The organism is Pseudomonas sp. St316, from assembly GCF_018325905.1.
In the GTDB taxonomy this organism is placed as follows: Bacteria; Pseudomonadota; Gammaproteobacteria; order Pseudomonadales; family Pseudomonadaceae; genus Aquipseudomonas.
This window is the reverse complement of the sequence record NZ_AP021901.1, coordinates 4,456,573-4,475,489: the sequence shown is the minus strand read 5'-3', so window position 1 is coordinate 4,475,489 and position 18,917 is coordinate 4,456,573. Positions and strand designations below refer to the sequence as shown.

Annotated in this window: 17 protein-coding genes; 15 read left to right on the top strand and 2 right to left on the bottom strand. The window is 58.4% G+C overall.

The window, feature by feature from the left end; translation table 11 throughout:
- Positions 1-11: 11 nt before the first annotated feature.
- Genes KI237_RS19715 through KI237_RS19680 form a run of 8 tightly spaced genes read left to right on the top strand, consistent with a single transcriptional unit; the run spans position 12 to position 7,393 of the window.
- Positions 12-3,578, top strand: coding sequence for a TipJ family phage tail tip protein (locus tag KI237_RS19715; RefSeq protein ID WP_212796674.1), 3,567 nt, complete (start codon positions 12-14; stop codon positions 3,576-3,578).
- A 15-nt stretch (positions 3,579-3,593) separates the two neighbouring features.
- Positions 3,594-3,908, top strand: coding sequence for a hypothetical protein (locus tag KI237_RS19710; protein WP_212800664.1), 315 nt, complete (start codon positions 3,594-3,596; stop codon positions 3,906-3,908).
- Positions 3,905-4,585, top strand: a complete 681-nt coding sequence (locus tag KI237_RS19705; RefSeq protein ID WP_212796673.1) for a hypothetical protein — start codon at positions 3,905-3,907, stop codon at positions 4,583-4,585. The genes KI237_RS19710 and KI237_RS19705 overlap by 4 nt, the downstream gene beginning before the upstream one ends.
- A gap of 16 nt (positions 4,586-4,601) precedes the next feature.
- Positions 4,602-5,612, top strand: a complete 1,011-nt coding sequence (locus KI237_RS30595; RefSeq protein ID WP_249410645.1) for a hypothetical protein — start codon at positions 4,602-4,604, stop codon at positions 5,610-5,612.
- A 46-nt stretch (positions 5,613-5,658) separates the two neighbouring features.
- Positions 5,659-6,096, top strand: a complete 438-nt coding sequence (locus tag KI237_RS19695; RefSeq protein WP_212796672.1) for a tail fiber assembly protein — start codon at positions 5,659-5,661, stop codon at positions 6,094-6,096.
- A gap of 60 nt (positions 6,097-6,156) precedes the next feature.
- Complete coding sequence (locus KI237_RS19690; RefSeq protein ID WP_212796671.1) at positions 6,157-6,582, top strand: cell wall hydrolase; 426 nt, start codon at positions 6,157-6,159, stop codon at positions 6,580-6,582.
- Positions 6,579-6,887, top strand: a complete 309-nt coding sequence (locus KI237_RS19685) for a ubiquitination-like system serine protease family protein (protein ID WP_212796670.1) — start codon at positions 6,579-6,581, stop codon at positions 6,885-6,887. The genes KI237_RS19690 and KI237_RS19685 overlap by 4 nt, the downstream gene beginning before the upstream one ends.
- A 44-nt stretch (positions 6,888-6,931) precedes the next feature.
- Positions 6,932-7,393, top strand: coding sequence for a lysis system i-spanin subunit Rz (locus KI237_RS19680; protein WP_249410644.1), 462 nt, complete (start codon positions 6,932-6,934; stop codon positions 7,391-7,393).
- Here the strand turns inward: KI237_RS19680 and KI237_RS19675 are convergent.
- Both KI237_RS19675 and KI237_RS19670 read right to left on the bottom strand, forming a co-directional pair.
- Positions 7,374-8,066, bottom strand: a complete 693-nt coding sequence (locus KI237_RS19675) for an SOS response-associated peptidase family protein (RefSeq protein ID WP_212796668.1) — start codon at positions 8,064-8,066, stop codon at positions 7,374-7,376. The two genes, KI237_RS19680 and KI237_RS19675, sit on opposite strands and share 20 nt — an antisense overlap.
- 17 nt (positions 8,067-8,083) lie before the next feature.
- Positions 8,084-8,464, bottom strand: a complete 381-nt coding sequence (locus KI237_RS19670; protein WP_212796667.1) for a hypothetical protein — start codon at positions 8,462-8,464, stop codon at positions 8,084-8,086.
- Between the two features lie 722 nt (positions 8,465-9,186).
- Between KI237_RS19670 and tig the strand changes: the two genes are divergently transcribed.
- The 7 genes from tig to KI237_RS19635 all read left to right on the top strand — a co-directional run bounded on the left by tig (position 9,187) and on the right by KI237_RS19635 (position 18,772).
- On the top strand, positions 9,187-10,497 hold the full coding sequence (tig, locus tag KI237_RS19665; protein ID WP_003199860.1) for a trigger factor: 1,311 nt from the start codon (positions 9,187-9,189) through the stop codon (positions 10,495-10,497).
- 93 nt (positions 10,498-10,590) lie between these two features.
- On the top strand, positions 10,591-11,232 hold the full coding sequence (gene clpP, locus KI237_RS19660) for an ATP-dependent Clp endopeptidase proteolytic subunit ClpP (RefSeq protein ID WP_003183177.1): 642 nt from the start codon (positions 10,591-10,593) through the stop codon (positions 11,230-11,232).
- A gap of 107 nt (positions 11,233-11,339) precedes the next feature.
- A complete protein-coding gene (gene clpX, locus KI237_RS19655) occupies positions 11,340-12,623 on the top strand; it encodes an ATP-dependent Clp protease ATP-binding subunit ClpX (protein ID WP_024778305.1) in 1,284 nt (427 codons plus the stop codon).
- Positions 12,624-12,785: 162 nt separating this feature from the next.
- A complete protein-coding gene (gene lon, locus KI237_RS19650; protein WP_212796666.1) occupies positions 12,786-15,182 on the top strand; it encodes an endopeptidase La in 2,397 nt (798 codons plus the stop codon).
- Between the two features lie 148 nt (positions 15,183-15,330).
- On the top strand, positions 15,331-15,603 hold the full coding sequence (locus KI237_RS19645; protein ID WP_002552737.1) for an HU family DNA-binding protein: 273 nt from the start codon (positions 15,331-15,333) through the stop codon (positions 15,601-15,603).
- A 223-nt stretch (positions 15,604-15,826) separates the two neighbouring features.
- Positions 15,827-17,698, top strand: a complete 1,872-nt coding sequence (locus tag KI237_RS19640) for a SurA N-terminal domain-containing protein (RefSeq protein WP_212800663.1) — start codon at positions 15,827-15,829, stop codon at positions 17,696-17,698.
- A 222-nt stretch (positions 17,699-17,920) separates the two neighbouring features.
- Positions 17,921-18,772 (top strand): DUF2242 domain-containing protein, encoded by an 852-nt coding sequence (locus KI237_RS19635; RefSeq protein WP_212796665.1) that lies wholly within the window; start codon positions 17,921-17,923, stop codon positions 18,770-18,772.
- Positions 18,773-18,917: the final 145 nt, after the last annotated feature.

Genomic DNA, 18,917 nt, shown 5'->3' with positions numbered 1-18,917 from the left:
TGGAGGAAAGCATGGGCGCAGCACAGAAGATCGAGATCCACGGCGAGAAAGGCGGCAGCAGCAAGCCCAAGTCGCCGAGGGAAGCCAGTGACAACCTGCGCTCGACGAACCTGGCGAAGATCCTGATAGCTGTAGGCGAGGGTGAATTCGAAGGTACGCCTACAGCGGCGGACATCTTCTTGGACAATACGCCGATCAACGACGCCAGTGGCAACGTCAACTTCCCGAACGTGAAGTGGGAGTGGCGCTCGGGCTCGGTCGATCAGACCTATATCCCTGGGATTCCGTCGGTCGAGAATGAGACCTCCCTGAATATCGAGCTGCGCAGCGATGCGGCATGGGTCCGGTCTGTCACTAATACCCAGCTGTCCGCCGTGCGCGTGCGCTTCGCCTGGACCGCGCTCCAGCAGCAGGACACCGAAGGGAACGTCGGCGGCTACCGCATCGAGTACGCCATCGACGTGGCTACCGACGGTGGTGCTTATCAGCAGGTGCTGAGTGAAGCCGTGGACGGCAAGACAACCACCCGCTACGAGCGCTCCAGGCGTGTAGACCTGCCCGAGGCAATCACCGGCTGGCAGATCCGCGTGCGCCGCATCACGCCAAACCAGAACAGCAACCGCATCGCGGACACGATGCTGATCGCGGGCTTTACCGAGGTCATCGACGTCAAGCTGCGCTACCCCAACACCGCGCTGCTCTACATCGAGTTCGACGCCGAGCAGTTCACCAACATTCCGTCTGTCACCGTGAAGTGCAAGGGTCGGAAATGGCAAGTCCCCAGCAACTACGACCCAATTGCCCGGACCTACACCGGCACATGGGACGGCACCATGAAGCAGGCCTGGACCAATAATCCGGCCTGGATCACCTATGGCATCTGCACCGAGGAACGTTTCGGGCTGGGCAAGCGAATCAAGCCGTTTATGGTGGACAAGTGGGAGCTGTACCGGATCGCGCAGTACTGCGATCAGCTGGTTCCGGATGGCCTGGGCGGGACAGAGCCACGGTTCCTATGCGATATGAACCTGCAGGGCAAGGCCGATGCCTGGACGTTGTTGCGGGATATCTCCGCTATCTATCGCGGCATGACCTACTGGGCCCAAGGCCAGTTGATCATGCAGGCCGATATGCCGCGGGCGCAGGACTTCGACTACGTCTTCACCCGGGCGAACGTCATCGAAGGGAAATTCTCGTATGGCAGCGCGTCGGCGAAGACTCGGTACACCCGGGCGCTGGTGAGCTACGACAACCCGGCGAACAACTATGACACCGACGTCATTCCGTTTTCTGACCTGAGCCTTCAGCGCCGTTACGGGGACCGGCCAACCGAGCTGAGCGCCATCGGCTGCACCCGTGCGTCCGAGGCGCAGCGCCGGGGCAAGTGGGCGATCCTGAGCAACAACCTGGACCGCACTGTCACGTTCAAGACCGGCATGGAGGGCGTGATTCCTCTGCCCGGGCACATCATCCCGGTGGCCGACTCGTTGCTGGCCGGCCGGGAGATCGGCGGGCGTATCGCGGCGGTTGCTGGCCGCGTCGTGACTTTGGACCGTGACACCCAGGCGAAGGCCGGGGACCGACTGATCATCAACCTGCCAGGCGGGCGCGCAGAAGGGCGCACCGTGGAAAGTGTCGCTGGCCGTGCAGTGACCGTGACCGTCGCCTATAGCGAGGCGCCCCGGGCCCAACTGCAATGGGCGCTGGATGCCGATGACTTGGCGATCCCGCTCTACCGCGTGCTCAGGACCAAGCGCACGACAGAGGGCGACTTTGAAATCAGTGCTCTTCAGTACGAGCCAAGCAAATTCGGGTACATCGATACCGGTGCCCGACTGGAAGACCGACCAATCAGCGCGATTCCGATCACGGTGGTTCCGGCGCCTGCGAGCGTCACCCTGACGGCGGCCTCGGCGGTCTCCCAGGGCATCGCCGTTGCCACGATGACTATCGCCTGGCCTGCTGTGTCCGGGGCCGTGGCCTATGACGTGGAGTGGCGCAAGGACAGCGGCAACTGGGTCAAGGTCGCCCGCACCGGCTCGACCAGTGTGGACGTCGTCGGGATCTATGCCGGCGCCTACGTGGCTCGCGTGCGGGCGGTGAGCGCCTTCGATATCTCGTCGATCTGGCGCAACTCTGTGCTCACAGACCTGAAGGGTAAGGAGGGCCTGCCGCCGGCGGTGTCGTTCCTGACCGCCACGTCGTTGCTGTTCGGCATCGGCCTCAAGTGGGGTTTCCCTGCTGGTGCCGAAGACACGCAGAGGACGGAGATCTGGTACGGCCCAGCGAACGACCTGGCGGCAGCCACGAAGCTGGCCGACCTGGCCTACCCCCAGGGTGACTACAACCTGCAAAGCCTGCTGGCGGGCACCTCGTTCTTCTTCTGGGCTCGCCTGGTGGACCGGACCGGCAACATCGGGCCGTTCTACCCAGTCGTCAATGGAGTGCTTGGCCTGGCCAGTTCAGACGCGGGGCCGATCCTGGACTTGATCGAAGGGCAGATTGGCGAAACGGAGCTCGGCCAGGACATCATCGACAAGATCAACCTGATTCCCGGCCTCCAGGACCAGATCGACGCGCTCGACGGGCTGTCGGACTACAAGCCGGGTGAGGTCTATGAGATTGGTCAGATGGTTGTGGAGGACGGCAGGATCTATCAAGCGAAGATCCAGGTGCCGACCAATACGCCACCGCCCAATGCGACTTACTGGATAGACGTCGGTCAATCGGTGTCGACGGCCAACGGCCTGGCGCAGCAGGTGGCGACCAATACCACTGATATCGCGGAGATCGACGGCGTGGTCACCGCCCAGGCCACGGCCTTCGAGGCGTTGCGGGCGTCCTATCGCGACGACAATGGGGAGGGCGATCTGGTCGATGCCATCAAGGGATGGACCAGCACGGCGGCTATCGCATCGGAGAGCAGCGTTCGAGCCTCTGAAAATGAAGCCTCGGCCCGGCGCCTGACCACCTTGGATGCACAGGTGGCCGACAACGCGGCGAATGTCACCCTACTTGAAGAAGTAGTGGTCACCAATCAGCAGGCCACAGCACAGCAGCTGTCCCAGCTCAGCACCACCGTGGGCGATCAGCAAACCGCCATCCAGCAGAACACGTCAATCATCAACGACGTGAACGGCAAGGTGACGGCGAACTGGTCCGTGAAGATGCAGTACAACTCCGGTACCGGGCAATACATCGTCGCCGGGGTGGGCCTGGGCATTGAAAACGGTCCGGCAGGCCTGCAAAGCCAGTTCCTTGTCAGTGCTGATCGGTTCGCCATCGTCAACACCATTGCGGGCGGCGCCATCTCGGTGCCGTTTGCGGTTCAGGGTGGGCAGGTTTTCCTGGGCCCGACTTTCATCCAGGACGGCACCATCACCAACGCCAAGATCGGCAGCTACATCAGCTCGACGAACTATGTCGCGGGCCAGTCTGGGTGGATCTTGAACAAGGATGGGACCCTTGAAATCAATGGCGTCGTGCCTGGCCAGGGGCGGCTGGTAATCAACTCACAAAGCGTTTCTGTGTACGACGGCAACAACGTCTTGCGTGTTCGTCTGGGTTATTTGGGGTAAGACATGGCTTATGGAATGCGGATATGGGGCGCCGATGGGGCGCTTCAGCTGGATGAGAACTCATTCACGATGAGAGCTGCAGCTACTTACCTGGTGACGTTCGCAGGTAGTGCCAAGCAAAGCCAGACGTTTTCTGCTCCGGGATGTAATACCACCAACTCTGTGGCAATTCTCGTTCCTATTGGCGCCTACAGCGACAACGCAAGGCAGCACGAAGCGGCCATGCAGGACAATGGAACTGTCATTGTTTACAACTATATGACGGGAAACTCAGCAGTAATGAACGTATCGTCAGGAACAATGCGATTGATTGTCGTGAGGTTCAAATGAGCTATGGACTTCAGTTCACCAATACAAGCGGAACTGTAGTGCTGGATTCTGAATTGGCGAGAATGTGCGTTATTGCGAGCGGTCCGCTTGCGGCAAACGTCCAATCAGAAAACTACTTCCCAATAGCGGTAACAACGCAGGAGCCTCCACTAATATTCGTCAGGCTTAATAACCCAGGAAACGGTCTGGTAGGGCGAATTGGAGGATTCGCCCCAATTGGATCTCCAGGAAATTGGACCGGCTTTGTGGTCGCGCCAGGCTACGTTGGAATACAGCAGTTTGCACCTGGCGATTGGTTCGCCTGTCAGTTCGGAGGCCAGCAAGTAGCCCAATTTGGCATGCGTCTATGGGACGGGACTGGGAATGTCCTGTTCGATTCCGGCACCCCTGCTGCGAGATTTACTAGATCAGCTCAGAATTGGACTTATGCAAAAAGTGTTCAAAGTGAAACGACCTACTACTTCAACTATTACACGATTGATTTTGCATTCGATAATACCGAGTTCCAGATGATCAATCAGTTCGGCATGAAACTAATTTCCGCCGACAACGTTGGTCGAACCATAGGTAGCTGGTGGGATTGGCCGGCTAACAGGCTTTGGGCGGTAACTGGAGCATTTGGTAACCCGTTCGATTTTCATCTGCCCGCGTTATTTGCCAAACGCTTCGTCAATTAGTAAAGGACAATAGCTCATGCCCTGGTATAAAACTGGGACGGTCTCCGTCACCCTGAATTCCAATGCCGTCACCGGCACGGGAACTGCGTTTATCGTGAACTGCCGGGTCGGCGATGCCTTTCGCGGCCCAGACGGTCGCTGGTACGAAGTGACAAACGTTGCGAGTAACACAGCTATCTCCATCGATCCGCCGTACATGGGTGCAACGGCATCTGGCGGTAGTTACGCGCTGGCCCCCATGCAAGGCTACGTCAAGGATTCGGCCGATGCCTTGCGTGCGATCGTCAACACCTACGGCGCTCAGCTCGCTGCCCTGAAGACCACTGGGAACTACGACTTGTTGCCGGTGAACAAAGGCGGCACCGGCATCACGGATTTGTCGGCCTTTATGCAGGGGATGCTTAACGACCAAGATGCAGCGGCTGGCCGGGCCACGTTGGGCGCGGCAAAGTCTGGTGCTAACCCCGACATCACTTCTTTGACCGGGCTTACAACTCCGCTGAGCATCGCTCAGGGTGGGACCGGTAGCATCAACGCTTACGGCCTAGGCCAGGCCACATCTGTGCCGATCTCTATTTCTGATCTTGATTCGCCTACACTTTTAACCGGTATGTACAGTGTAGTTACCGCTACGGGAGGCACAAGAGGGCTGCCATATGGCACCTATAATCTTTGGGTTAACCGGTTTAATAGCTCAACTCTCGCGGGACAAATCGCAATAAACGTGACAACTGGCACTATGTATACTCGCGAGTCGCAGACTGTTTCCTTCGTGGATAGAAGCAGCGTAGGCGTGGGGCAGTCGTGGACCGATCTTACTTCCAGTCGTGCGATCGGAACAACTTACACCAACACAACCGGGCGTCCTATCCAACTTGCGGGCGTGGCTGGTCCTGCTTCGGGGGCGGCTACTACCATTATCGTGACAGTTGGCTCTATGGCGGTGTACGGCAACTACTCTGGGGTCGCCGGTAATTATTTGGCGTTCCCTATGGTCATCATTCCCCCCGGTCGACATATAGTGTAGCGGCGGCTAACGGCACTGCTGTTTTGGTTAATTGGAGAGAACTAAGATGATGAAATATTTCAAGAGCCCGGACGGTGAAGTCTATGCTTACGAGGCTGATGGTTCTCAAGACGAGTGGATCCTGACGAACCTCGTTCCCATGACAGAATCAGAAGTTGAGGCACATCTAAATCCACCCCGAGACGTACTGGCTGATCAGTCGACCAAACTTCGGGGTTTTGTCCAGCTTGCTGCTGAGCAAAAGTTGGCTCTTACAAACCGAATCAGCACGCTCAACGATGCTATTGATTTGGAAATGGCAACGCCAGAGGAGTTGGAAGAGCTTCCAGTCCGTACCGACCAGTTAAAGCGATGGAAAACGTATGCCGTTCTTCTTGGTCGTGTCACCGGGCAATCTGGATGGCCTCCCGAGGTTGAATGGCCGACGCAACCAACGACCGGAATTGACTTGTCCGTTTCTGTCACAAGCCCTGAAGCCGCATAGCTGCAACTAACTGACGACAGCCCGCCATCGAGCGGGATTTTTTTTGCCTGGAGAAAAGTTATGACCGTTTCCGAGAAGGACCGCGACATCCTGGCCCGCACGCTTTGGGGTGAAGCCCGCGGCGAAGGCCTGGCCGGCCAGATTGCCGTGGCCTGGACGATCCGCAACCGCGTCGAGGACGGCCGGGCCAAGTCATGGTGGGGCGAGGGCTATGCCGGCGTGTGCCTGGCGCCGTATCAGTTCAGTTGCTGGAACAAGAACGACCCCAACTATCCATTCCTGAGCGGCGCCAAGCCGATCCCGCCGAAGCAGTTCGCCCAGGCCCAGCGCGCGGCCGACCTGGTGATCTCCGGTACCGAGCCTGACATGACCCGGGGTGCGTCCCACTATTACGCAACCACGATGCCGAAGCCGCCGGCCTGGGCGGCCAAGGCCACGCAGACGCTGCGTCTGGGGAATCACGTTTTCTTCAAGGACGTGCCATGACAGCCTTCCGTAAGGTTTCCAGGGTGCTAGCTACCACGGAAGAGGGCAGCCTTTGGTTCGAGTGCCCAGGCTGCGACATGGTGCATCGCATCATGCACGGTGCTGGCGACGGCCCGCGATGGGGCTGGAACGGCGACGTGGATAAGCCAACGTTCACTCCTTCCGTACTCGTGCGTTACAACTGGTCCGATGGAGAGCGTATCTGCCACTCATTCGTCAATGATGGGCGGATACAGTTTCTGGGCGACTGCACGCACTCACTTGCTGGTCAAACCGTTGATGTTCCAGCTTGGGAGGATGAGTGATGCCAATCGCGATTTCTTGGCGAGTCATTGGTACTGCGCTCCTAATGCTGATCACCGTCGTCAGCGTCTGGAAGGTCCAGGACTGGCGGTACGGCATGAGGCTGGCGGAGCAGGCCGGTCTTCACCAGGACGACCTGGCCGAGATCAGTAACGCGGCCGCCACCCAGGCCCGCGCAGCCCAGGACAAGCGGCTTGCCCTGGAACAGCAGCTCGCGACCAGCGACCAAACCCACCACAAGGAACTGACCGATGCTCAAACCAATCAGGCTCGCCTGCGCGATCGCCTTGCCACTTCTGATTTGCGGTTGTCAGTCCTCCTCGAGGATCCAGCCAGTTGCAGCCCAGTGCCTGCCGCCTCCGGCGCCGGCGGCGTGGTTCATGGAGCCCGTCGAGCCCAACTTGACCCAGCGCATGCTCAACGAATTATCAGCATCACCGACGACGGCGACCGGGGGCTGATCGCATTGAAGGCGTGCCAGGCGTACATCAGGGCATTGGATCAGTGATAGGCCTGATCAGCTCGGGCCCTTGGTTACGCACGTTGCCGACGGCCCGGTCGACTTTGTACCACTCGAAGGCCTCGGCCGGCTCTCCTTGGTGAAGGACCATCTGTTCGGCTCGCTCCGGTGGTGTGGCCGGGTCGAGCCATTCCCGGGCCAGTTCCGGGTTCAGCACCACGGGCCGCCGGTCGTGGATATCGATCATGCCGCCTTGGCTGTCGGCGGTGATGATGACGAAGCCGTCGTGCTCGCCCGGCTCCCGGCCTGCCGTGGGGAATTGGCCGATGGCGGCGCAGAAGATCGGCGCCAGGTCCCGCCGACGGATCAGGTAGGGCTGTTTCTTCGGCCCACCCTCATCGACCCACTCGAACCAGTTGTTGATCGGCGTGATAGCGCGGTGCGGCCAGATCGGTCGGTAGAAGGGGCCGTGGGCAACCTTTTCAACCCTGGCGTTGATCGGCGGCGCCCGGTCTTTGGCCCAATGCGGTCGCCAGCCCCAGCGCACCAGATCGGCGTGGAGCGTATCGTTTTCCTGATAGAGCAGGGCGAGCTGTTGCGACGGCGCGGCGTTGTAACGCTCCAGCGGCAGGTCGCCGGCAGAATTGACCATCGCATTGGGCATGCTCAGTACTGCCACAAAGTCGTGGATGCCTGTGTATTGCGAGAGTCGTCCACACATGACGCCTGTTCCTGTAGTCACCTTGGCTGCGGGCTCGGGATTATGTCATCGGGAAGTCTATCCCCTTCATAAACCTTGAGCCGGCGGTGCAGCTCGGCGATAAGCGTGGTATGCGCCACACGCTCACCACTCGACGCGTTCTTCAGTTCGACATATCGAAGGTGCTCGGAATTCCACGCCCATCTCGCCTTTTCCAGCTCCGCCCGAAGCCTGGCGCACTCCTTGGCCTCGGCCGCATGCATTTCCACCAATCCAAAAATGTCCCTGCGCGCCTTGCGTAGCTGGGTGGTGAGTTCCTGCACTTCATTCTCAAGCACGTGACAGGAATGCCTGTACATCTCCAATGGTGTGGGGCAACCCAGCCAGTCGTTGGTGTCTTCGATTTCTGAGGGGTCCATGACCGCGCCTTGTTTATACTGTTTGGATATACAGTAATCGAGGCGGTATGGTTCGGACGATGATGAGGCGACGAGCTGTAGGAATTTTGGGAGTGATCGGTCGGCAGAACGCCGGAGGAGGGCTGTGAAAGAAATGTGTCGCACGTCGTGGTACAGTGTGACACGAAGCGCAAATACTGAACGGTTGTGACGATTGCGGGCGTCGTAACCTATTGATATTGCTTGTCTTTACCTAAAGGCGCATGATTTAGGTTCCAGCGCCGCAAGGTGTGAGAGTTCGAGTCTCTCCGTCCGCACCATACAAGTTGCTATTTAAATAGCAGAAAACGGCGCAGTACCTGAAAAGGGCTGCGCCGTTTTTGTTTTCAGTGGTTCCGTGTTTGGCGTCGGTACGGTTTTTTGGAGCTGCGCGCAGCGGTCGGCTCGTCGCGAATGTGTTTCGTGATGATGCGCGGTATGTCCGTCGGTCTCCTTGTGGGGCTGTGAGCTGCATGACCGGGCAAGCCGCTTCTATATATAGAAGCGTTGGCGCAGAGCCCTGGGCTGGATCGACTGTATTTGCAATCCGGGTGGGGCATGATCGTTTGCCCCGTCCTAAATCCGGCGCCTGTTTCCAGCGCGTTTTCAGTAGGGTGACTTCTTGAGTTTGACCTACTAGAATGCATGCCCTTGATTCTGGGGTCGGAAACGCCCGGCCAACGTCTGTGCAACGAGGAATATCCATGCAAGTTTCTGTTGAAAATACTTCTGCTCTTGAGCGCCGCATGAGCATCACCGTGCCGGCTGAGCGCATCGAGACTCAGGTCAACAAGCGTCTGCAGCAGACTGCCCAAAAGGCCAAAATCCCAGGTTTCCGCCCAGGCAAAGTGCCAATGAGCGTGATCCGTCAGCGTTACGAAGCTGATGCGCGTCAGGAAGCCGTGGGCGATGTGATCCAGTCTTCGTTCTACGAAGCGGTCGTCGAGCAGAAGCTGAACCCGGCCGGTGCTCCGTCCGTCGAGCCTAAAGTGCTGGAAAAAGGCAAGGACCTGGAGTTCGTCGCCACGTTCGAAGTGTTCCCTGAGTTCACGGTTGCCGGTTTCGAATCCATCGCTGTCGAGCGCCTGAGCGCTGACGTGTCGGATGCCGACCTGGACAAGATGCTGGACATCCTGCGCAAGCAGAACACCCGTTTCGAAGTGACTGAGCGCGCTGCCCAGAACGAAGACCAACTGAACATCGATTTCGTCGGCAAGGTCGACGGTGAAGTGTTCGCGGGCGGTTCCGCCAAGGCTACCCAGCTGGTACTGGGTTCCGGTCGCATGATTCCTGGCTTCGAAGACGGCCTGGTTGGCGCCAAGGCCGGTGAAGAGCGCGTGCTGAACGTGACCTTCCCTGAGGACTACCAGAACCTGGACCTGGCTGGCAAAGCCGCCGAGTTCACCGTGACCGTCAACACTGTTTCCGAGCCGAAACTGCCTGAGCTGAACGAAGAGTTCTTCGCCCAGTTCGGCATCAAGGAAACCGGTCTGGAAGGTTTCCGCACCGAAGTTCGCAAGAACATGGAGCGTGAGCTGCGCCAGGCCATCAAGTCCAAGGTCAAGAACCAGGTCATGGACGGTCTGCTGGCTTCCAACCCGATCGAAGTGCCAAAGGCCCTGCTGGACAACGAAGTGAACCGTCTGCGCGTGCAGGCTGTTCAGCAGTTCGGCGGCAACATCAAGCCGGATCAACTGCCTGCCGAGCTGTTCGAAGAGCAAGCCAAGCGCCGCGTCGTGCTGGGTCTGATCGTCGCCGAAGTGGTCAAGCAGTTCGAGCTCAAGCCTGACGAAGCCCGCGTTCGCGAGCTGATCCAGGAAATGGCTTCGGCCTACCAAGAGCCTGAGCAGGTTGTGTCCTGGTACTACAAGAACGACCAGCAACTGAACGAAGTTCGTTCGGTTGTGCTGGAAGAGCAAGTTGTGGATACTGTTCTGCAGAAAGCTAGCGTGACCGATAAAGCGGTCTCTTACGAAGAAGCGGTCAAGCCGGTGGAAGCTCCACAAGCCGATTGATGGTTCTGCGGTAAGAAATAAACACCCATAAGCCAGCCTTCGCGCTGGCTTATGCGTATTCAAGACATAACTATTTGGGAGTGACTGCGAGACATGTCCCGCAATTCTTTTTATCAGCAGAGCTCTGACATCCAAGCCGCAGGCGGCCTGGTCCCGATGGTTATCGAGCAGTCCGCCCGTGGCGAACGTGCCTATGACATCTACTCGCGTCTGCTCAAGGAACGCGTCATCTTCCTGATCGGCCCCGTTGAAGACTACATGGCCAACCTGGTCGCGGCGCAATTGCTGTTCCTTGAAGCGGAAAACCCGGACAAGGATATCCATCTGTACATCAACTCACCTGGTGGTTCGGTGACTGCGGGCATGTCGATCTACGACACCATGCAGTTCATCAAGCCTGACGTTTCCACCATCTGCATCGGCCAGGCCTGCAGCATGGGCGCTTTCCTGCTCGCTGGCGGCGCAGCGGGCAAGCGTCACTGCCTGCCTAACTCGCGGATGATGATTCACCAGCCATTGGGCGGCTTCCAAGGCCAAGCGTCGGATATCGACATCCATGCCAAGGAAATCCTCCACATTCGTTCGCGCCTGAACTCGTTGCTGGCCCATCATACCGGCCAAAGCCTCGAAACCATTGAGCGTGACACCGAGCGTGACAACTTCATGAGCGCCGAGCGTGCGGCCGAATATGGCCTGATCGACTCCGTGATCAACAAGCGTCAAATGCCTGCCTAAGCCGCTCAATATGCAGGTGGTTGGGATGACCGGCCGCCTGCGGGCTTGAAAAAGCCCGCAATTGCCTTCATCTTGTGTTGCAAGCCTATCGGATTTGGATCGATCGAATGACTGACACCCGCAACGGCGAGGACAACGGCAAACTGCTTTATTGCTCCTTCTGTGGCAAAAGCCAGCATGAAGTGCGCAAATTGATTGCCGGCCCCTCGGTCTTCATTTGCGACGAGTGCGTCGACCTGTGCAATGACATCATCCGCGAGGAGGTGCAGGAAGCCCAGGCCGAGAGCAGCGCGCATAAATTGCCTTCGCCTAAAGAAATCAGCGGCATCCTTGATCAGTATGTGATTGGTCAGGAGCGTGCGAAAAAGGTACTGGCCGTAGCGGTGTACAACCACTACAAGCGCCTGAACCAGCGTGACAAGAAGAATGACGAGGTCGAACTCGGCAAGAGCAACATCCTGCTGATCGGCCCGACAGGCTCGGGTAAGACCTTGCTTGCCGAAACCCTGGCCCGCTTGCTGAACGTTCCGTTCACCATCGCCGACGCAACCACCCTCACCGAGGCTGGTTATGTAGGTGAAGACGTCGAGAACATCATTCAGAAGTTGTTGCAGAAGTGCGACTACGATGTGGAAAAGGCCCAGATGGGCATTGTCTATATCGACGAAATCGACAAGATTTCCCGCAAGTCCGACAACCCGTCCATCACCCGGGATGTTTCCGGTGAGGGCGTGCAGCAGGCCTTGCTCAAGTTGATCGAAGGTACGGTCGCTTCCGTTCCACCCCAAGGTGGTCGCAAGCATCCGCAGCAGGAATTCCTGCAAGTCGACACCCGTAACATCCTGTTCATCTGCGGTGGTGCGTTCTCCGGCCTGGAAAAGGTTATTCAGAACCGTTCCACCCGTGGCGGCATTGGTTTCAACGCCGAAGTGCGCAGCAAGGAAGAAGGCAAGAAAGTCGGTGAGTCCCTGCGTGAAGTCGAGCCTGACGATTTGGTCAAGTTCGGTCTGATCCCGGAATTCGTCGGTCGTCTGCCGGTCCTGGCGACGCTGGACGAGTTGGATGAGGCGGCGTTGATGCAGATCCTGACCGAGCCGAAAAATGCCCTGACCAAGCAGTATGCCAAGCTGTTCGAAATGGAAGGTGTAGACCTGGAATTCCGTTCCGACGCGCTGAAATCGGTCGCTAAACGTGCCCTGGAGCGTAAGACCGGTGCCCGTGGATTGCGCTCGATTCTCGAAGGCGTATTGCTCGACACGATGTATGAAATCCCCTCGCAGTCCGAGGTGAGTAAAGTCGTGATCGATGAAAGCGTTATAGAAGGCAAGTCCAAGCCACTGTATATCTATGAAAACAGTGAGCCGGCTGCCAAGGCCGCACCGGACGCTTAAAGCGTCCCGCTGCCGGAACAAAGAAGGGGCCTTCGGGCCCCTTTGCTTTTAGCGCGTTTTAGACGTGTCTTAGCGCTTGTTTTTTTTCAAGGCTGCCCCCATCTTGGTTTCAAGCTTACTTCCATCTGTTTCCGGCCCTAGGGCCGCCGTAGAGGCGAAATCATGAAGACAACCATCGAATTGCCTCTCCTGCCATTGCGCGATGTCGTGGTGTATCCGCACATGGTTATCCCGCTGTTCGTGGGGCGCGAGAAGTCCATCGAAGCCCTTGAGGCTGCGATGACGGGTGACAAGCAGATTCTTCTGCTGGCTCAGAGAAATCCAGCCGACGATGATCCCGGCGAAGACGCACTGTATCGCGTAGGTACGATTGCAACGGTTCTGCAATTGCTCAAGCTGCCCGACGGTACCGTCAAGGTCCTGGTAGAAGGCGAGCAGCGCGGCACTGTCGAGCGTTTCAGCGAAGTGGACGGCCATTGCCGGGCCGAGGTGTCGCTGATCGAAGAGGTCGATGCGCCCGAGCGTGAGTCAGAGGTGTTTGTCCGCAGCCTGCTGTCGCAGTTCGAACAATACGTGCAACTGGGCAAGAAGGTGCCTGCAGAGGTCCTGTCGTCGCTTAACAGCATCGATGAGCCTGGGCGGTTGGTCGATACGATGGCGGCCCACATGGCCCTCAAAATCGAGCAGAAGCAGGAAATTCTTGAAATCGTTGATCTGTCGGCCCGTGTCGAACACGTGCTGGCACTGCTCGACGGCGAAATCGATCTGTTGCAGGTCGAGAAGCGCATTCGCGGTCGCGTCAAGAAGCAGATGGAGCGCAGCCAGCGCGAGTACTACCTGAATGAGCAGATGAAGGCCATTCAGAAAGAGCTGGGCGATGGCGACGAAGGCCACAACGAGATCGAAGAGCTGAAAAAGCGCATCGATGCCGCCGGCTTGCCCAAGGATGCACTGGCCAAGGCACAGGGCGAGCTGAACAAGCTCAAGCAAATGTCGCCGATGTCTGCCGAGGCCACCGTGGTGCGCTCCTACATCGACTGGTTGGTCCAGGTGCCTTGGAAAGCCCAGAGCAAGGTGCGTCTGGACCTGGCACGTGCCGAAGACATCCTCGACGCCGACCATTACGGCCTGGAAGAGGTCAAGGAGCGCATCCTTGAATACCTCGCCGTGCAGAAGCGCGTGAAAAAGATTCGTGGCCCGGTCCTGTGCCTGGTCGGTCCTCCTGGGGTCGGTAAAACCTCCCTTGCGGAGTCGATTGCCCACGCCACCAACCGCAAATTCGTACGCATGGCCCTTGGCGGCGTGCGCGATGAGGCGGAAATTCGGGGCCATCGCCGTACCTACATCGGTTCGATGCCGGGAAGATTGATTCAAAAGATGACAAAGGTCGGCGTGCGCAATCCGCTGTTCCTTTTGGACGAAATCGACAAGATGGGTAGCGACATGCGCGGCGATCCCGCCTCTGCGTTGCTCGAAGTCCTCGATCCTGAGCAGAACCACAACTTCAACGATCACTACCTGGAGGTCGATTACGACTTGTCGGATGTGATGTTCCTCTGCACCTCCAACTCCATGAATATTCCGCCAGCGTTGCTGGACCGGATGGAGGTGATTCGTCTGCCGGGCTACACCGAGGACGAGAAGATCAACATCGCCGTGAAATACCTTTCGCCCAAGCAGATCCAGGCCAACGGCCTGAAAAAAGGCGAGCTGGAATTCGACGAGGAAGCGATTCGCGACATCATCCGCTACTACACCCGCGAAGCCGGTGTACGGGGCCTGGAACGGCAGATTGCCAAGGTCTGCCGCAAGGCGGTCAAGGAGCATGCGCTGGAAAAACGCTTCGCGGTCAAGGTCACGGCGGACCTGCTGGAGCACTTCCTGGGCGTGCGCAAGTTCCGCTACGGGCTCGCCGAGCAACAGGACCAGATCGGCCAGGTGACTGGCCTGGCCTGGACCCAGGTTGGCGGTGAGTTGCTGACCATCGAAGCGGCCGTGGTGCCGGGCAAGGGGCAACTGATCAAGACCGGTTCCCTGGGCGACGTGATGGTCGAATCGATCACCGCTGCGCTGACAGTGGTTCGCAGTCGCGCCCGGAGCCTGGGCATTCCCCTGGACTTCCATGAGAAGCGCGACACGCATATCCACATGCCTGAAGGGGCTACGCCCAAGGACGGCCCAAGCGCTGGTGTAGGCATGTGCACGGCCCTGGTTTCGGCATTGACCGGTATTCCGGTGCGCGCCGACGTCGCCATGACGGGTGAAATCACACTGCGTGGCCAGGTCCTGGCGATTGGCGGCCTGAAGGAAAAACTGCTGGCGGCACACCGTGGCGGGATCAAGATCGTGATCATTCCCGAAGAGAATGTCCGCGATCTGAAGGAAATTCCTGACAACATCAAGCAAGATCTTCAGATCAAACCCGTTAAATGGATTGACGAGGTCCTGCAAATTGCGCTGCAATACGCGCCGGAGCCCTTGCCGGATGTGGCTCCGGAGATTGTCGCGAAGGAAGAAAAGCGAGAGTCTGACTCTAAGGAAAGAATTAGCACGCATTAATACGCATTTGCCTGGGGGGCTTTCTTGACAGTTTTTTAGAGCCCTTGTTATAAAGCGGCTCTTAAGTGTCTGCAGGCCATTCAGCACTCGTTTTTGCTTTCACCAAAAAAACTTAGAATCATCTCAAATAGATATAAGGGGACTTAGAGTGAACAAGTCGGAACTGATTGATGCTATCGCTGCATCCGCTGATATCCCGAAAGCTGCTGCTGGCCGTGCGCTGGACGCTGTAATCGAATCCGTCACTGGCGCTCTGAAGGCTGGCGACTCCGTTGTTCTGGTTGGTTTCGGCACCTTCTCCGTGACCGATCGTCCTGCTCGTATCGGTCGCAACCCGCAGACCGGTAAGACGCTGGAAATCGCTGCTGCCAAAAAGCCAGGCTTCAAAGCTGGTAAAGCACTGAAAGAAGCCGTTAACTAAGGTTTCGTTGAGTTTATCCGGGTCGGGGTCATGCCTGGCTTGGCAGCGGAGCGGTAATACGGCCGGTTGCAACCGGTCTGGCACACCAGGGCTTGCAGGTTAGAGCCCGGTCCGCTCCGCCAGTTACGAGAAGGCGCATCCTCGGATGCGCCTTTCTTCTATCCGGATTCTACCCACGCTCCACGGTTGCCTAAATTTGAAGTTCAACCGTTTCTGGGGACGCATGCTGCAGAATATCAGGGACAATTCACAAGGCTGGATTGCCAAGACCATCATCGGGGTCATCGTCGCATTGATGGCGTTGACCGGTTTCGATGCCATTTTCAAAGCCACTACCAACAGCAACGAAGCGGCCAAGGTCAACGGCGAAAACATCAGCCAGAACGAGCTGAGCCAGGCGGTCGACATGCAACGCCGTCAGCTCATGCAACAGCTGGGCAAGGATTTCGACGCCTCCCTGCTGGACGAAAAAATGCTGCGTGATTCGGCGCTCAAGGGCCTGATCGACCGCAAGTTGTTGCTGCAAGGCGCACACGATGCGAAATTCGCTTTTTCCGAAGCTGCGCTTGATCAGGTAATCCTGCAAACGCCTGAGTTTCAGGTTGATGGCAAGTTCAGCCCCGAGCGTTTCGATCAGGTGATCCGCCAGTTGGGTTACAGCCGTATGCAGTTCCGCCAGATGCTGGCTCAGGAAATGCTGATCGGTCAGCTGCGCGCCGGCCTGGCAGGCAGTGGTTTCGTCACTGATGCCCAGGTACTGGCATTTGCACGCCTCGAAAAACAGACGCGTGATTTCGCCACCTTGAACATCAAGGCCAACCCAGCCTCCGTCAAGCTGACCGATGATGAGGTCAAGGCTTACTACGACCAACATGCCAAGGAATTCATGACGCCTGACCAGGTGGTCATCGATTACCTTGAGCTGAAGAAAGCCTCTTTCTTCGACCAGGTCAGCGTCAAGGACGAAGACCTGCAAGCGGCCTATCAGAAGGAAATCGCCAACCTGTCCGAACAGCGTCGGGCTGCGCACATCCTGATTGAAGTGAACGACAAGGTGACCGAAGCCCAGGCCAAGGCGAAGATCGAAGAGATCCAGGCTCGCCTGGCCAAAGGCGAGGCGTTTGAAGCATTGGCGAAGGAGTTTTCCCAGGACCCGGGTTCGGCTAACAACGGCGGCGATCTGGGCTACGCCGGTCCTGGCGTCTACGATCCGGAATTCGAAAAGGCCTTGTACGCCTTGAACAAAGACCAGGTCTCGGCACCGGTACGCACCGATTTCGGTCTGCACCTGATCAAGCTGCTGGGTGTCGAAGCGCCTGAGGTGCCTACGTTTGCCAGCCTCAAGGACAAACTGACCCGCGAGCTGAAGACCCAGCAGGTGGAGCAGCGTTTCGTGGAGGCGACCAAGCAACTGGAAGATGCCTCGTTCGAAGCGTCCGACCTGGCGCAACCCGCCCAGGACCTGAAGCTGACCGTTCACACGTCGGCCCCGTTCGGTCGTGAAGGCGGCGAAGGGATTGCGGCCAATCGTGCCGTAGTGACTGCTGCGTTCAGTCCGGAAGTGCTGGATGAGGGTGCCAACAGCACCGCTATTGAGCTGGACCCGGAAACCGTCGTGGTGCTGCGTGCCAAGGAGCACCGCAAGCCTGAGCAACTGCCACTGGAAAGCGTGGCAGGGCCGATTCGTGCTCAGTTGACCACGGAACACGCAAGCGCTGCAGCCAAGACTCGGGCCGACGAGCTGATCGCCAGCCTGCGCGATGGTAAGGCTGCACTGGACAAGCCGGTTGACGGCCAAGGCTGGAAAGCCACCCAGGCGGCAACCCGCAACCAGGAAGGCATCGACCCGGCGGTGCTGCAAGCACTGTTCCGCATGCCTAAGCCTGAGTCCAAGGACAAGCCGACGTTCACCAGCGTAACCTTGCCTGATGGCAGCCTGATGGTCGTGCGTCTGAATGGCGTGAACGAAGCGGCGGCACCGACTGACGAAGAGAAGGCGGAGTATCGCCGCTACCTCGCGTCCCGTGTGGGGCAGCAGGACTTTGCGGCGTATCGCAAGCAGTTGGAGAGCCAGGCGGATATCAAGCGTTTCTGATGCCCTGACGGTTGCCAACCCAAGGACCCCGGCCGAAATGCCGGGGTCTTTTTGTATCTGTCTGTTGCCTTTGCGGGGTATTCGTCGATCCAATGGATTGACGTCTTTTTCCTGCAAACAACCCCCAGTAGACTTGTAACCCCTTTGAAACAAGATTACTCACGCTGCCAGGTCGCGTTCTGTTGCACAATACGCCCCGGATCGTTTTCCTCAGGATGTTCAATGTTCACATCATTTCCTCTGCGCACACTCGGGCTTGCACTGGCGCTGGTCGCCGCAGCCGGTTGCTCGTCCAAGAAAACCGCCATCTACGAGCACGAGAGCTTCGATGATTCCGGCACGTTCTCGCGCACCTATCCCGTGAGCGACGCGGCGACCTGCGAGGCCGGGCGTCGGGCGTTGCTCAGCCAGGGCTACATCATCACCAGCAGCGATCCGAAGCTGGTCAGTGGCCACAAGAGCTTCCAGCAGACCGGTGAAACCCACCTGGAGATCAGCTTCAACCTGGTCTGCGCCGAGGATGGCGGCGCCGGGCACCGGGCGACCATGTTCGCCAACGCCTTGCAGGACCGCTATGCCCTGAAGAAGACCAACAACTCGGCGAGCCTGGGTGTCGGCGTGTTGGGTTCGGTGTCGATGCCGATCGGTTCGTCCGATGACGCGATGGTCAAGGTTGCCAGCGAAACCGTGTCGGCGGCCAAGTTCTACGAGCGGTTCTTTGCCTTGGTGGAGGTGTTCCTGCCGCCAGAGGCGAAGAAGAACGTCGAGAATGCCGACAAGCCGAAAGCCGAGCTGGGGATGCCGGAACCCAAGACTGAACCGGCTGCGCTGGCACCCGCACCTGCCGCCGAGCCGCAACCGGCGCCAGCACCGGCCACGCCGACCGACACGGCCGCGCCTGTGGAAGCCGCCCCGGCTGCGTCCGAGCCGTTGGCGCCGCCGAGCGAACCGGCGCCGATTGCCCCCGCCGAATATGCGCCGCCAATGGCGCCGGAATCGACGATGGAAGTCGTCACGCCGCCACCGGCCAGCAACTTGCCGCCTCCGAGCGAGCCGATCCAGCCGATTCCTTGATGTCGCTGTGCGGTGGGCGGTCAGACACATGCTGTCACACCGCCTTGCGCTAATTTCCCGGGGCTGTGCTACGTTTTAAACATGAAGCCTTTGCTTCATGTTTTATTCATAAAGCAGCTTTACTCTGACACCAAGGCCATCAGGC

Bases quoted from the DNA above. Each gene is read 5' to 3' on its own strand.
- KI237_RS19715 (WP_212796674.1), top strand. From the start codon at position 12: ATGGGCGCAGCACAGAAGATCGAGATCCACGGCGAGAAAGGCGGCAGC.
- KI237_RS19710 (WP_212800664.1), top strand. From the start codon at position 3,594: ATGCGGATATGGGGCGCCGATGGGGCGCTTCAGCTGGATGAGAACTCA.
- KI237_RS19705 (WP_212796673.1), top strand. From the start codon at position 3,905: ATGAGCTATGGACTTCAGTTCACCAATACAAGCGGAACTGTAGTGCTG.
- KI237_RS30595 (WP_249410645.1), top strand. From the start codon at position 4,602: ATGCCCTGGTATAAAACTGGGACGGTCTCCGTCACCCTGAATTCCAAT.
- KI237_RS19695 (WP_212796672.1), top strand. From the start codon at position 5,659: ATGATGAAATATTTCAAGAGCCCGGACGGTGAAGTCTATGCTTACGAG.
- KI237_RS19690 (WP_212796671.1), top strand. From the start codon at position 6,157: ATGACCGTTTCCGAGAAGGACCGCGACATCCTGGCCCGCACGCTTTGG.
- KI237_RS19685 (WP_212796670.1), top strand. From the start codon at position 6,579: ATGACAGCCTTCCGTAAGGTTTCCAGGGTGCTAGCTACCACGGAAGAG.
- KI237_RS19680 (WP_249410644.1), top strand. From the start codon at position 6,932: ATGCTGATCACCGTCGTCAGCGTCTGGAAGGTCCAGGACTGGCGGTAC.
- KI237_RS19675 (WP_212796668.1), bottom strand. From the start codon at position 8,066: ATGTGTGGACGACTCTCGCAATACACAGGCATCCACGACTTTGTGGCA.
- KI237_RS19670 (WP_212796667.1), bottom strand. From the start codon at position 8,464: ATGGACCCCTCAGAAATCGAAGACACCAACGACTGGCTGGGTTGCCCC.
- tig (WP_003199860.1), top strand. From the start codon at position 9,187: ATGCAAGTTTCTGTTGAAAATACTTCTGCTCTTGAGCGCCGCATGAGC.
- clpP (WP_003183177.1), top strand. From the start codon at position 10,591: ATGTCCCGCAATTCTTTTTATCAGCAGAGCTCTGACATCCAAGCCGCA.
- clpX (WP_024778305.1), top strand. From the start codon at position 11,340: ATGACTGACACCCGCAACGGCGAGGACAACGGCAAACTGCTTTATTGC.
- lon (WP_212796666.1), top strand. From the start codon at position 12,786: ATGAAGACAACCATCGAATTGCCTCTCCTGCCATTGCGCGATGTCGTG.
- KI237_RS19640 (WP_212800663.1), top strand. From the start codon at position 15,827: ATGCTGCAGAATATCAGGGACAATTCACAAGGCTGGATTGCCAAGACC.
- KI237_RS19635 (WP_212796665.1), top strand. From the start codon at position 17,921: ATGTTCACATCATTTCCTCTGCGCACACTCGGGCTTGCACTGGCGCTG.